A 13,158-nucleotide genomic window follows, 5' to 3' on the forward strand; every position below is an offset into this window, starting at 1 on the left:
GAAAAACCCCCGGCCTGATGCGCGGGGGTCCATTCTATATACCGGACTGTGTGAACAGCCCTTTTTATCATTGAAAATAGTCATTCAGCTGGCGGACGGCTTCTTCAGCCATAATCTGCTTGCCATATTCCTGCAGCCGGTGGAGTGTTAAAGTAGTGGAGCTTCCATATTCAGCAAGGACGGCGATAACCGTTTCAATCTCAGCCGGTGCATAATCGTCCAAATGCAGAAAATATCTCTCCTGATAGTGATAAACAGCTCCCTGGGTAAGTCCTATTAAGTTCAATGCTTTTGATAATTGAATGAGGTCTTCAAAGGATTGGAGCTCATAGAGGATATCTATGCTCTCGTCCAGTTTGACCTGCATTTCAATGTAATCATCCGCATATTCTTCTTCCTCTTCTTCCACTTCTTCCGTGCTTTTTGTTACAATAACTACCATCCCTTGTGCCTGGAGAGAAAACACTTCCACAGCAAGAGATCCGTGAGCATCAAAGCCGAGTTCAAGACTTGCTTCATTCATCATATCCTTGAATAGCTGATGCACCTTGAATGAATCCTTCCACAGGTCTTCCTTCGTAAGACCGCGATCCATCAGATCGTCAATCGTAAGAAATATTTTGATTTTGTTGTAATTAAGGCGCTCCAATCGCATCTCTTTCCCTCCTGCCGTAAAACCCTTACCATGTAATTATTCTATGATATACAAGTAAGATGGTTCGTTATTTTGTTAACAGTTTACAACGGCAGCAAAAAATAGACAAGTTTATTCACCTTTACATAGCGAGCCTTGTTTTCAGCCACATTTCCCATTCATGATTGGAGTCTCCGAGCAGGGTTTCCGTATAATCCGCCCTTTTCGTTTCATCGATAAACTGAAAGGCTCCCCCTCCAAGACCGATCTGCAGATCCGGGAACCGGCCTCGCAGCTCATCTACAGCAGCGAACGTCCTGTCTGCATTTTGCGGAAGCGTACAGGACATGAACAGGAACTTAGGCTTTACTTCCTCAAGGACAACGGACAGGTCCTTCTCCGCTATGCTTGACCCTAAATAAATGACTTCAAAGCCTCTTCTTCTCAGGAAAAGAGTGAAAATGAGGAGTCCCATCTCGTGCCATTCCCCCGGACCGCATACCGCGATTACTTTTGGAAGAAGCCCGTTCACCGGCAGGGTATGAAGGATCATCCCTATTCTTGAGCGCAGAAATGATGTTGCGAAGTGTTCATGGGCAGTCGTTATTTTTCCTTGCTCCCATAGATCTCCAACCCTCATAAGCACCTTGCCGAGTATATCGATCATGACTTTATCAATGGAATAAAGACTGAATGCACGGTTCATCAATTCATGGGCAAGATTTTCATCAAATGACAGCAGTGCCTTCAGCAGATCATCCATCAATTCTGCTGAGCGGTCCGTTTCTTTTTCCAATTCAGGAACTCCATCATGTACAGGAAGACCGGTATCTTCAAGGAGATTGACCGCCTGACTGATTGAAAAGCCCTTATTCACTTTTTGTATAAGCCATTTAAGGATACGGACATGGTCTTCTGTATACAGACGGTGACCGGATTCATTCCGTACAGGGGCGATCATCTGATAGCGCCTTTCCCATGCACGCAAAGTGCCAGGCTGTATTCCAAGCATCTTTGAAACGGCTTTAATATTGTATTTACCTTCTTCTGGATTTGGCATTGTCAATCCTCCATCACAGCACAATGACACTTGTTCAGCATCACTTCTTCCTTTAAATTATATCCAACCGGGCTCCTTGTGTAAACTTTGTATAAGTATTGTTAATGATTTTTCTTTCCTGTGATGGTTATGAAGTGGGCTTCTGCCGGAGCATTGAGCCTCAAAGGGAGCTGGGTTGTCCCATATCCATTGCTGATCAGCTGATCACCGAAGGCCCGCCGGTGCAATTTGCCTTTTTCATATAATCCGAATCCGAAAAGCCTTATCTGTCCGCCGTGTGTGTGCCCGGATAGAACGAGACGGACATCGGACTGTTCATTCAGCTGCCGGTGAATGTCAGGATTGTGGCAGAGAACGATGCGGAAATCCGCCGGCTGCTTGAGGCAGGCCTCCAGACGATCCCACCCAAACTTCATTTCGTCGATTCCAGCGATATGTATTCTTTTCCCGGAAGCGGAAGGAACTTCGTAAGACTCGTTTCTGAGCAGAACAGTTTTTTCTTCAGCCAGAATCCTCTCCAGATTTGGCAGACCGGCCTCCGGGTCATTGTTTCCATACACCATCACCACTTGTCCAATCTTGCCTAATTTTTTCAGGTTATCCCTCGTTCTTTCGAGCGGGACCCCCTTTTCGGTGAGATCCCCTCCGATGCAAATAACGTCAGGCTTTTGAGGCAAGCCTCTGAGCAGTTTATCAGAAATGCTCCGCCTATGGATATCTGATATGAAAAGAATAGTCAAGGTTCCGTGCTCTGCCGGAAAATCAGCATATTCGAGGTTCAGCCTTCTAAGCCTGTTCCTGTGCGCCTCCCAAAACATATAGCATAAAAAAAGCAATGCAGCTATAGCTGCTGCTGCTGCAATCTTCATCGTTTCACCTGTCTTTGCTATCATTTGCTTTCATAAAACAGATTAATGCCGAACTCACTTTTCATTACTTGAAATACGGCTATCCTTTTTTTCCAATGATAAGGCTGAGGCCACAGTTCTCCGCTTTTCCGGATCACTTCACAGCGAAGCGTATGAAATTCCTTCTCTGCTTTTTCTTCCTTCTTTTTTAAAAAAAGTGCCGTTGCGTACGCTCCTGCAATCGCAGTGAGGAAGTAAAGATGAAGGGATTCATCGACAAAACGGGAAAGTACTGCAGGCAGACTGTTTCCGCTTGTGAGTACAACCGCATTATAAAAATACACCATAAAACCGATCATCAACCCGAAAGAGGCCAGCTGAAGCAGCAGGACTTTTCTTTTCAGATCATCGAATTTTCTTTTCTTGTCTACAAGTCCCTGAAGCATCCGCTTCGTCGGCTCATCTGTGACCGGCTCCAGAAGCTTTATTGTTTCTTCCATTTCATTCTCGCCCCCATCTGTCCTAAAGCCTATGCTGAATCATATTCACAAGGCAGACAGGGTATGAGGCCGGGAAGCTAAAAAAATCTCCGTTCACTTGAACGAAGATTATCACTGCCTGAGCGGGATTTCAAGTACTTGTCCGGTATAGACCTCATTTTCCTGCAGATGATTGTATTCTTTTATAATGGCTTCGCCTTCCCGGCTTTTATAATATTTTAATGAGATCCTGAACAGGTTTTCTTCAGGCTTGACGATATGCTTCACTACTTTTGCAGCTGAATCTGGCTTTTGCTTTGATTCAGGTTTTTGCTCTTCCGCAGCTTTCTTTTCCGCCTCTCTCTGCTGTTCCTCACGCTTTTGCTGAGCTTCTTTCTGCTCCTGCGCAAGTTTCTGCTGAGCTTCCTTCTCCTCCTGCTGCTGCTTCAGCTTCTTCTCTTCAGCTTCCTGCCGGCGGGTTTCTTCTTTTTGTTTTTGCTGCTCCATTGCTATACGGTTCTCGTCGTCTTTTTCTTCTGAAGAGGTGCCGGCGGAATCCCCTTTAGTGTCCTGCTCTGAATTAGATGATGATTCTTCCGGGGGAAGGTCTTCCTGCTGTATTTCGTCTTCTCTGTTGTTATCGATAATGATCGACTCGTAATCTTTTAATTTCTGGCCATCATCCAGCGTCGTTCCGTTTTTACCATAATAGTAAGTAAAAGACAGCAGAAAAATCGGGAGCAGGATAAAACAAAGAGCCAGAAGGCTGATGAGCGGGTATTTCAGCTTGATTTTCTTTCCGTCTTCTTTTTCCTGCCTTTTGTTCTTATGAATCTCGCTTCTGGAAGGGTAAGTGCCCGCTTCCTTTCTTTCAGCCCGCCTTTGAAGTCTTGATTTTTCCGCATGATCCGGAGGAGTTGTTTGTTTGTTCATGGCGATTTGGATTCACCTCTGCTTACATACTTTAATCGAATTTGGATCCCAAAGAAAAGGTCAATGATAAAATGGGCCGTCACAGCAGCAAGAAGGCTTCCTGTGTATTCAAACAGGATCCCGATGAACAGGCTGATTGCCGTGACCATTATAAACAGCAGCAGTTTCGACAAGTAGCGGATATGCAGCACTGAAAAAATGATCGCCGAAGCAGCAAGACCAAATTCAGACTGCAGGACCCCCCTGAAAAGCCACTCTTCCACGATGGAGATCATGGCAGTCATTGCCGCTATATGTGGAATGGTGCAGCTCCTGAAAAGTTTTTCGTTAATGCCCCCGTCATCGTATAAGCCGTCAGGAGCGATTTTCTCCACAGCCCTGTCTGCAAGAATCACAACAGCTGCAGCACAAATTCCGATGATTACAGAAGCCCAGGAAGGGTTCATCATTTCAGCAGGAACAAGCCATCCTCCGAGGAAAAAGAAGGATCCGAGAAGTCCGAGCACTGCCAATACGGCTTGTGTTATATACAGCTGACTGACCATTTCCCTGTCGGTCATGGCGTGGATGATGCGTTCATGGTTTTTGAACAATCGGTTCACTCACTTTAAACATCCTTCCAAGCTCACTTCTCCAATGATTTTCTTGATCGTGCTTATGCTGGTCTGTATGGCTGCTTTCAAAATAAAAGGATTCATCTGCTCCGCAGCTGCTGCAGCAATATTTGTCGAAGTCGGGGCGGAGTGTTCCTTCTCCAAAATAATTCAAAATACCGGTTCTTTTGCAAACATCTGTCGAATACCATTTTATCATATTCATTAATTTTTCGGTCTTATTTTGCTGCCGTTCGTTTATTTTCCTGCGGATGGCTTCTTCTTTCTCTTCCCTGGTCAAGTCATCCAAAAAACGCAGATGGTGAAGAATAAAGCGTTCATGCGTCTCTTCTATTACAAGCCTTGGCGACAAGCTGTCTTCCTCTGCTGACAGAAACGCCTTTAGCTCATCTTCTGCCGGAAACTCCTTTTCAATCATAAAAAGGGGAAGCTGGATGTCTTCGCGGTCATAAAGGGTGATCGCAGCGGCAGGCATTCCGTCTCTGCCTGCTCTGCCGATTTCCTGAAGATAAGCGTCCATCCTTGCCGCAAGGTGGAAATGGATAACATATCGGATATCCTGTTTGTTCACTCCCATTCCAAAAGCGCTCGTACAGCAGACAAGATCCAGCTGGCCGTTTAAATACTGCTGCTGAATCAGCATCCGCTGCTCCTTCTCCATTCCGCCATGGTAGTAGGCTGTCCTGCTGACCCCTTTCTCCTTAAGAAAAGCGGACAGCTTCTCCGTCCACTGGCGCCCTGAACAATAAATCAGACCGGGTCCCTTCAAACTTCGGACATAATAGGACAGCTGTCCGAGTTTTTCCTCAAGCCCCGAAACTTCTTTTACAAACATTGCGATATTTGGCCGGTTCACAGAATGCAAATGTTGGGCTGCATCCGGTATATGGAGCGATTCCTTTATATCGCTGACTACATCGCTCGTTGCCGTTGCAGTTAATGCCAGACACGGGGCTTCATTCATCATTTGCCGGGCTTCTCCGATCAGGGAATAATCCGGCCGGAAATCGTGCCCCCATTGAGAAATGCAATGGGCTTCATCAACTGCCAAAAGCCCCACACGGATTTGCTTTAGAGCCTTGATCACAGCCGCACTGTTCAAACTTTCCGGCGACAGGAAAATGAACCTGTAGTCTGAGAGCCGGCTGAGCGCTTTTTGCTTTTCTTCGTAATCAAGAAAGCTATTCAAGGCGATCACATTTTTTTCTCCATTCATTTTCAGCTGGGCAACCTGGTCCTCCATCAGTGCGAGCAGCGGAGAAATAATAACAGCTGCTCCCTTTAGCAGGTACGCCGGCAGCTGATAGCAAAGTGATTTTCCGCCACCGGTCGGAAGCATGGCAACCACATCCCTGCCTGAGACAAGATCTCTGATAATTTCCTCCTGTCCTTCACGGAAGGAGGTATAGCCTGTATATTTTTTCAGGGCATGCTCAAGCTCCATCCCGGTCACTCCTTTACTGATGCCATGCACAGCCTGATTTGAAAATAAGAGTATTTGCTGCCAAAATGCTCTTTGATCTTCTTAAGCTGCCGCGAATCGATTTCCCTTATAGCGTGAGCAATTTCTGCTTGATCCTGCTCGCTAATGTAGGGCTTAAAATCGAATTCCGGATCGTGTGTGGCAATTTCTACGATATGGTCCTCGATTGTACTGCCTTTCAAATTCCGGACTCTTCCTGCTGTTTCCTTATCTAATCCCTGCTTTAAAAGCCTGCGGGTCTTTTCAGCCGTCAATGTAAGGGGCAGCGAGCCGGATTCCCGGACTGAAAGCCCCGATAGAAGCGGATATCGGGACGGTTCCAGCTCGTTCAGGAGACTATGGACGATGCTCCAGAAGCAAAGCTCTGTATAAACCGGATCCATTCCCCTTTTTTCTCCGAGCTGAACATAGGTTAAGCCGGCCCGTTCAGGTGAAGTGAGCCGGTAAACAAAAAGTTCTGCACCAGAGTCCCCGTAAGCGGACAGAAATTGATCCAGTTCCCTGTAAAGCTGACGGGAAAGATCCTGTTTGCTCATGCGCAGTTTGGACAGCATCCCCTTGACCCATTGCTGTGTATCTTCATCAGATGTTACAGGCATGAATCTTGAGCTGCTGGTGACCAAGTGGGTAACCGTCTGCACAAGCAGGGAAAGCCTGCTCCATGCAGACCGGGCCTCACTTCCATACTTCCACCCGTTCAGCCCGGCCGGGACCGGCATCCGTAAAGCCGCATCTTTGAGAATGGCTTTTCCCCGCTCCGTAAGTGTGCAATCCCTTCTAATCCATTGATGGTCTTCCAGATAGCGGCTGGCCGTGTCAATCGTTTCCCGGGATACATGCGGAAAAAGGGAAAAGAAGGAGGACACACCGAAAAGATTCATATCCTGAAGAGTCTGCGAAGTTTTTTTGCCGCGAAGCAGATGATACACGGCGGAAACAGATCTTTCTCCGTTGAATTTATCCAGGCACAGCAATGTAATGTATGAATATCCTGTAACAGTCACTCTCGCTCACCAGCTCTTTTTAAAAAGTCAGTCATCTATTGACTATTTTAGCAGAAATGAATCGGTCCGTGGATGTTTAAAGCCTGCAGGGGAGGGTACCGTAAATATAGAAAACGCGGTTGTGATAAGGATTCTCAATGTTTTTTGTTATTGAAAAGTTTATGCAACATCTATACAATAGGTATAAGTTAAGGACTTCACATCCATCGCGGTGGGCAGCCGATGCCGATTCGCTGCCGTCCTAAGAATGATCAGGAGGTATTCATTTATGGCTAAATACACAATTGTTGATAAAGACACTTGCATTGCTTGCGGTGCCTGCGGAGCTGCTGCACCGGATATTTATGATTATGATGACGAAGGAATTGCGTTTGTAACTTTGGACGAGAACCAGGGGATTGTTGAAATTCCTGAAGTCTTGGAAGAAGATATGATGGATGCCTATGAAGGCTGCCCTACTGATTCCATTAAGATTGCAGATGAACCGTTCGAGGGCGACGCCCTGAAATTCGAATAGACTGCAGCAAAATCCCCCCTGCCAGATGCAGGGGGGATTTTTTTGCATTCTTCTATAATCAGCTGGTCTGGACGGATTTTTGGTCAAACCATGCTTTCATTCTTATATAAACCATTGTAAACACGGCAGAGATGAGGAAGCCTTTTATCAAGTTAAACGGCAGAATTCCAATCACGATAAATTGATAAATTTCTGCAGCATTCATCTTCGGCATTCCCATCAGGTACGTGTATACAGGAAGAGCAACAAAATAGTTGAAGACAGACATGAGAACTGCCATGCTGAGCGTTCCGGCTGCCAAGCCAGCCATGAGGCCCTTTACAGTCTGTGTTCTTTTATAAATAAACCATGCAGGCAGGATCAGCAGCGCTGCCGCAATAAAGTTGGAAAGCTGATCAATCGGCACCCCTGTTCCGCTGCCCTGAAGAAAATAATGCAGGACATTTTTGAGTGCTTCAACTGTAAGAGCTGCACCCGGTCCAAACAGGATCAAAGCAGCAAGTGCCGGGATATCACTAAAATCAATTTTCAAAAATGCACTTCCCGGATATGGAATCTCAAGAAGCATTAGCAAAAATGCCATACTGCTCAATACTGCTGTTGTGACCGTTCTAGTCAATTTGTTCTGAATCATGCTGAATCTCTCCTTTTCTGATCTCTCTCTTGAAAAGAAGGGCTGCTGACGGCTGCAAAAAACCCCCTGCTTAATAAGCAGAGGGAGTCGATGTGCAATCCGAATAGACACTGTAAACCGAAGTTTTCAGCGCTGAGCCACCATCTTCTCCCATCCAGACTATACTGTCGGCTCTGGATTCGCACCAGATCCTGCCCATTACAGGCTCGCGGGCTTAGAGGATGAAACCTCATCACCGCCGGTAGGGAATTTCACCCTGCCCCGAAGAATGATCATATTTTATTTTGTATTCCCAGTAATTATATAGGGTTTAAATCTGTTTGTATAGAAAAATGTTTTGAAGGACACTTCTTCAACTTTTTTATAAAAGTAACCGCTTTCACACTTTACCGCACTGATTCATATTGTTAAACTATTCTCAATATCATAAATTATCGAATAACAATAGGCCGGAGGAGATCAAATGTTTAAAATACTTGTTTCAGATCCAATCAGCAGAGATGGACTAGAACCATTATTGGAAGCAGACAACATTGAAATCGTTCAGAAAAAGGCATCAGAAGAAGAAGACCTCACCCAATATGATGCTCTTTTTGTAAGAAGTGCCACGAAAGTGACAGCAGAGCTCATGAACCAGATGCCGAATCTTAAAATTATCGCGAGGGCCGGGGTTGGGGTTGATAATATTGATGTGGAACAGGCAACGAGAAAAGGCATTATCGTCATCAATGCCCCGGACGGGAATACAATATCCACTGCAGAGCACACATTCGCAATGATTGCTTCACTGGTACGCCACATCCCGCAGGCGAACATGTCGGTTAAAAACCGTGAATGGAAGCGCACTGCCTTTGTCGGCAGTGAGCTGTACGGTAAAACACTGGGAATCGTCGGCCTGGGGAGAATTGGTACAGAACTCGCTGGCCGCGCGAAAGCTTTCGGGATGAGAGTGGCTGTATTTGATCCCTTCTTGACGAAGGAGCGCTCTGAAAAAATCGGAGTTGAAAAACACAGTTTGGACGAACTGCTTTCTAGTGCAGATATCATTACCGTTCATACCCCGCTCACGAAAGAAACGAAAGGCATTCTGAATCACGAAACAATCGGCAGGACTAAAGAGGGTGTATACCTCGTAAACTGCGCCCGGGGCGGAATCATCGATGAAGAGGCACTTTGTACATATCTTGAGAACGGCCATGTACGCGGGGTCGCACTCGATGTTTTTGAAGTAGAACCACCTGAGCATACGCGTCTGCTTGAGTTTGAACAGGTCATTGCAACCCCCCACCTCGGTGCGTCAACGAAGGAAGCACAGCTGAATGTAGCCTATCAGGTATCTCAGGAAGTACTGCTGTTTGTACAGGGAAAACAGGTGACGACCTCCATTAACCTGCCGGCGATGTCCGAGGAAGCTTACCGGAAGGTGGCGCCGTATGACGGACTTGCCCAGCGTATCGGAACATTTCTTTCCCAGCTGATGAATGAACCGATCCGGAGCATTGAGGTTGAGTATGAAGGAAGCGCGGCGGAAATCGAAACGTCTTATGTCACGAAAAGCCTGATCGCCTCTTTCCTCAAGCAGCGCATGGATATCAATATCAATACAGTGAACGCCGGTGTATTGGCAAGGGAACGTGGTATTCAATTTATTGAAAAAGTATCGGACCGCCATTCAGGCTACTCCAGCAGTATGACGGTCACGATTAACGGCGAGCATTCTTCATCTGAAATTAAAGGAACGTTCATTCCCCATTTCGGTGAACGAATCATCTCCATTAATGGTTTTTCCATTGATTTTCATCCATCAGGCCATCTGCTGTTCGTCCAGCATACGGATGTTCCCGGTGTTATTGGAAATGTCGGAAAAATCCTTGGAGACCATGCAGTGAACATTGCCACCATGCAGGTGGGCCGCAAGGAAAAAGGCGGAGAGGCCATCATGATGCTCTCCTTTGATAAGCCGCTGGAAGAGACCACCCTCTCCAGCCTGAAGGGGCTTGAAGAAATCGTCACGATCAAAGCGATCGAATTGTAAATCAAAAGCAGCAATAAAAAAACAGGGAGACGCCGCAGTGTGCGTTTCCCTGTTTTTTATTGAATGATTTCGTTTTATGTACAGGATCCCCTGCTTATCCGATTGGCACCGGCGTCCTCTCACCCTTCGAGAACGTCATGATCGTTTCATACCCGGTCTTCTTCGCAAGGGCAACTGCCTGGTCATAATCCGCTCCTACATCCTGCGGCTGATGCGCATCTGATGACAGAACGATCGGTACTCCCTTGTCGAAGCAAAGCTTTAGCAGCCTTTCATCCGGATACAGTTTGTTTACCGGCTTACGCAATCCGGCCGTGCTGATTTCTACGCATGTTTTACTCCGGGAGAGCGCCTCGGCAGCCCGTTCAAATTGCTGCATCAGAAATTCTTCATCTTCAGGAATGTAGTTAAAAATTTTCACAAGATCCAGGTGCCCGATTATATCAAACAGATTGGATTCCGCAAGCGTAACTACCTGGTCGTAATATTTCGTGTATGTATCATGCAGATCCCGTTTGTCCCATTCATGGATGTATTCCTTTAAGTCTATCCCGAAATCCTCCACCCAATGAATCGAGCCAATCACATAATCAAAATCATAGCTTTTAATAAACTGTTCCATTTCCCGGTGTTTTCCGGGTGTATAATCCATCTCAATCGACATTTTTACATCGATTCCTTCACTCCACGCCTTCTGGAACAGAGCTGTATAATCCTTCATATCATAAAACCGTCTTTCCTCCACCCAGGGGTTGCTCAGGATATCGGCTGTCTGATAGAAATGATACGCGTGCTCAGAAATGCCAAAATGATCAATGTTCTTCCGTCTTGCTTCGTCCGTAAAACGCTTCAGGTACTCCAGAGTCAATGTACCGCGTTCCAAGTGGTTATGATAATCCGTCAGCATGTCACTTCCTCCTTTTCTACACTTTACCATATTAAAGAGAAAGAGTGTATGGAAGAAGCAGATTTTTCAGGCTATTCCCCTGTATCCTCTGCTTCCACCTGGACGGGATTCGCTCCGTAAGGTACTTTAACAGGCTTTGTGACATCCATTGTTCCGACCTTTTCCAGGTTAAGCCCTTTAAAAGAGACGGATTCGTAATTAAATTCCTTAGCTGTAAGCAGCAGTGCTTCCAGCATAAATATCGTCTGCTCATTGTTTCCCAATTCATTTTCGGTAAAAGTAAGAATAAGTTCACTCTGCTGTTCGTCAATGGATGAAACTGCAGCCTGCTCTGCCATGACTGTTTTCATCGTTTCATTTTTATCTTTCGTCATATTGCTGTATGCCTCTTTAAACGTCTCATAGGATTCGTTGGATTCTGCAAAAAGCGGAGCAGAGGAGCCTTCAGCCGCATATTTGTAGATGGCTTTTTTGTTGGAAGCCTGTAAATCCAGCGAACGAGCGCTGCCGAGCGGACCGAGATCGATTTCCGGCTTTTCCCCTGTAAAGAGATCGGCTTTGCTGTATCCTTTTCCGCCAAAGGATTCTTTTACGATTTCAGCAAACATTGCCTCTGAAGAAGTGGAGATGGTTCTGCCCTCATCTATATGAATTTCAATAGCCTCTTTGTTTTCTGAGGCACGGATATCCGTATCCTGCAAAAAGCTCACTAAACCGAGCTTACTCTCATCGAAAGAAGCAATCAGTTCATTATACTGGTCTGCCTTTAAAGGCTCACTGCCGGAAATCAGCGTGACCGGGATCGTGTAGTTGACCGATTGATCCATGTAGGCTACAGTGAGTGACCGGTTTTTTTCCTGTTCGGTGTCTGCTGCCAAAAAGGAGACATTTACTTCTGGAGGAGCGGGAGGTTCCTGCTGTTCCGTTTTCCTTTCAGGTGATGCCGGCTGATCAGGTACTGCTTTATCTTCTGCTTTATCTTCTGCTTTTCCTTCTGGTGCACCTTCTGCTTCTTTACGCTCCGGTCCGGGTTCGGTTTGTTCCGTATCCGCTTCCCGGCTGGAATCCTGTTCACTGGACACACTGCTTTCTTCTTTGGCTCCCCCGGAGCCGCTCCCTCCCCCGGCTAAGGGAGCAGACTTATCTGCCTGAAAGGGAAACATGAGAAAAAGGAGAAACAAAGCAGCAGCGCTTGCCAGGACCGGACCGAACCAAATTCTCTTCGCCCGGCGCCGCCGCTCTGCCGGGATTTTTCTAAAGATTTCCTGCGGGGAGCGTTTGTCTTTAATTTCTGGAAGATTGTAAAGCATTTCTTCGATCTGTTTGTCGTTAAACCCTGATTTTTTCATGGATTGCTCCCTCCTTCTCGCCGAGATGAGCCATGCTCTTTTTTAATGCTTTAATCGCCCGGTGCTGGGTGGTTTTCACTTTACTCTCCGACCATGTAAGCGCTTCAGAAGTTTCCTGGATCGACAGACCTTGTATGTATCGCAAAATAATAACGGTACGCTGGTCAATGGTACAGGCATCCAAGGCCTCATAAATCCATTGGATCTGCTCATTTTGCAGTGCAATTTCATCCGGGAGAGGAGAATGGTCTCTCACCTGATTCTGATCCCAGTCGAACCGCTCGACGAGCCGCTGGCGGATGGTTTTCTGTTTACGGAACCAATCGATCGCCACATGTCTGGCTATTGAAAACAGCCACGTCTTTTCTGAGCTTCTGCCTTCGAACTTATCATAGGATTTCAGGACGCGAATGTAGACTTCCTGTACAAGATCCTCTGCCTGTCCGCGGTCTTTTACCATATAAAATAGAAATTGAAACAAGTCCTGGTGATACTTTTCATATATTTTATGAAAGGCTTCTTCCACGGAAACCCCTCCGTTCATCATTTTAGTCGCATAATTGCATTAAAGGTTACAGGTCCTGGAAAAATTGAGGCAGCCTGTTTAAAATTATACCTTTTGTGCATAAAAAAAAGGAAGGTGCTTCCTTCCTTTTTCACA

At 46.1% G+C, this 13,158-nt stretch carries 14 protein-coding genes and 1 riboswitch; of the genes, 2 read left to right on the forward strand and 12 right to left on the reverse strand.

Annotated elements, in window-relative coordinates; translation table 11 throughout:
* Positions 1–67: 67 nt before the first annotated feature.
* The 8 genes from GKZ89_RS02205 to GKZ89_RS21465 form a co-directional block, all read right to left on the reverse strand.
* Complete coding sequence (locus tag GKZ89_RS02205; protein ID WP_155110728.1) at positions 68–655, reverse strand: genetic competence negative regulator; 588 nt, start codon at positions 653–655, stop codon at positions 68–70.
* Between the two features lie 121 nt (positions 656–776).
* On the reverse strand, positions 777–1,694 hold the full coding sequence (locus GKZ89_RS02210) for a MerR family transcriptional regulator (RefSeq protein ID WP_155110729.1): 918 nt from the start codon (positions 1,692–1,694) through the stop codon (positions 777–779).
* 101 nt (positions 1,695–1,795) lie between these two features.
* Positions 1,796–2,563, reverse strand: coding sequence for a metallophosphoesterase (locus tag GKZ89_RS02215; protein ID WP_162356374.1), 768 nt, complete (start codon positions 2,561–2,563; stop codon positions 1,796–1,798).
* A 20-nt stretch (positions 2,564–2,583) separates the two neighbouring features.
* Positions 2,584–3,042, reverse strand: coding sequence for a DUF2663 family protein (locus GKZ89_RS02220; protein WP_155110731.1), 459 nt, complete (start codon positions 3,040–3,042; stop codon positions 2,584–2,586).
* A 111-nt stretch (positions 3,043–3,153) separates the two neighbouring features.
* Complete coding sequence (locus tag GKZ89_RS02225; protein ID WP_155110732.1) at positions 3,154–3,954, reverse strand: LysM peptidoglycan-binding domain-containing protein; 801 nt, start codon at positions 3,952–3,954, stop codon at positions 3,154–3,156.
* Positions 3,951–4,556 (reverse strand): CPBP family intramembrane glutamic endopeptidase, encoded by a 606-nt coding sequence (locus GKZ89_RS02230; protein ID WP_338324878.1) that lies wholly within the window; start codon positions 4,554–4,556, stop codon positions 3,951–3,953. Before GKZ89_RS02230 ends, GKZ89_RS02225 begins: the two co-directional genes overlap by 4 nt.
* Positions 4,531–6,012: a RecQ family ATP-dependent DNA helicase gene (locus tag GKZ89_RS02235; RefSeq protein ID WP_155110733.1), complete on the reverse strand. Its 1,482-nt coding sequence runs from the start codon at positions 6,010–6,012 to the stop codon at positions 4,531–4,533. The genes GKZ89_RS02230 and GKZ89_RS02235 overlap by 26 nt, the downstream gene beginning before the upstream one ends.
* Positions 6,013–6,017: 5 nt before the next feature.
* A complete protein-coding gene (locus GKZ89_RS21465; RefSeq protein WP_155110734.1) occupies positions 6,018–7,055 on the reverse strand; it encodes a helix-turn-helix domain-containing protein in 1,038 nt (345 codons plus the stop codon).
* Positions 7,056–7,323: 268 nt separating this feature from the next.
* Here GKZ89_RS21465 and GKZ89_RS02245 point away from each other — a divergent pair, with 268 nt between their 5' ends.
* Complete coding sequence (locus tag GKZ89_RS02245) at positions 7,324–7,572, forward strand: ferredoxin (protein WP_155110735.1); 249 nt, start codon at positions 7,324–7,326, stop codon at positions 7,570–7,572.
* Positions 7,573–7,630: 58 nt separating this feature from the next.
* Here GKZ89_RS02245 and GKZ89_RS02250 read toward each other — a convergent pair whose 3' ends face one another.
* Positions 7,631–8,206 carry an ECF transporter S component gene (locus GKZ89_RS02250; protein WP_155110736.1) on the reverse strand — a complete coding sequence of 192 codons (576 nt, stop codon included), beginning with the start codon at positions 8,204–8,206 and terminating at the stop codon, positions 7,631–7,633.
* 138 nt (positions 8,207–8,344) lie between these two features.
* Positions 8,345–8,479, reverse strand: a riboswitch (FMN riboswitch).
* A 190-nt stretch (positions 8,480–8,669) separates the two neighbouring features.
* On the opposite strand from GKZ89_RS02250, the gene serA reads away from it, so the two are divergent.
* The gene (gene serA / locus GKZ89_RS02255; protein ID WP_155110737.1) at positions 8,670–10,241 is read left to right on the forward strand and encodes a phosphoglycerate dehydrogenase; all 1,572 of its coding nucleotides are present in this window, start codon (positions 8,670–8,672) and stop codon (positions 10,239–10,241) included.
* A gap of 94 nt (positions 10,242–10,335) precedes the next feature.
* Here the strand turns inward: serA and GKZ89_RS02260 are convergent, their stop codons facing one another.
* From GKZ89_RS02260 to sigX, 3 genes are all read right to left on the reverse strand, one after another.
* Positions 10,336–11,148 (reverse strand): histidinol-phosphatase, encoded by an 813-nt coding sequence (locus GKZ89_RS02260; RefSeq protein ID WP_155110738.1) that lies wholly within the window; start codon positions 11,146–11,148, stop codon positions 10,336–10,338.
* Positions 11,149–11,219: 71 nt separating this feature from the next.
* Positions 11,220–12,497: a hypothetical protein gene (locus GKZ89_RS02265; RefSeq protein WP_155110739.1), complete on the reverse strand. Its 1,278-nt coding sequence runs from the start codon at positions 12,495–12,497 to the stop codon at positions 11,220–11,222.
* Entirely contained in the window at positions 12,478–13,023 is a 546-nt protein-coding gene (gene sigX / locus GKZ89_RS02270; RefSeq protein ID WP_162356376.1) for an RNA polymerase sigma factor SigX, read from the reverse strand. The genes GKZ89_RS02265 and sigX overlap by 20 nt, the downstream gene beginning before the upstream one ends.
* Positions 13,024–13,158: the final 135 nt, after the last annotated feature.

The organism is Metabacillus mangrovi (genome assembly GCF_009711125.1).
Lineage (GTDB): Bacteria > Bacillota > Bacilli > Bacillales > Bacillaceae > Metabacillus_B > Metabacillus_B mangrovi.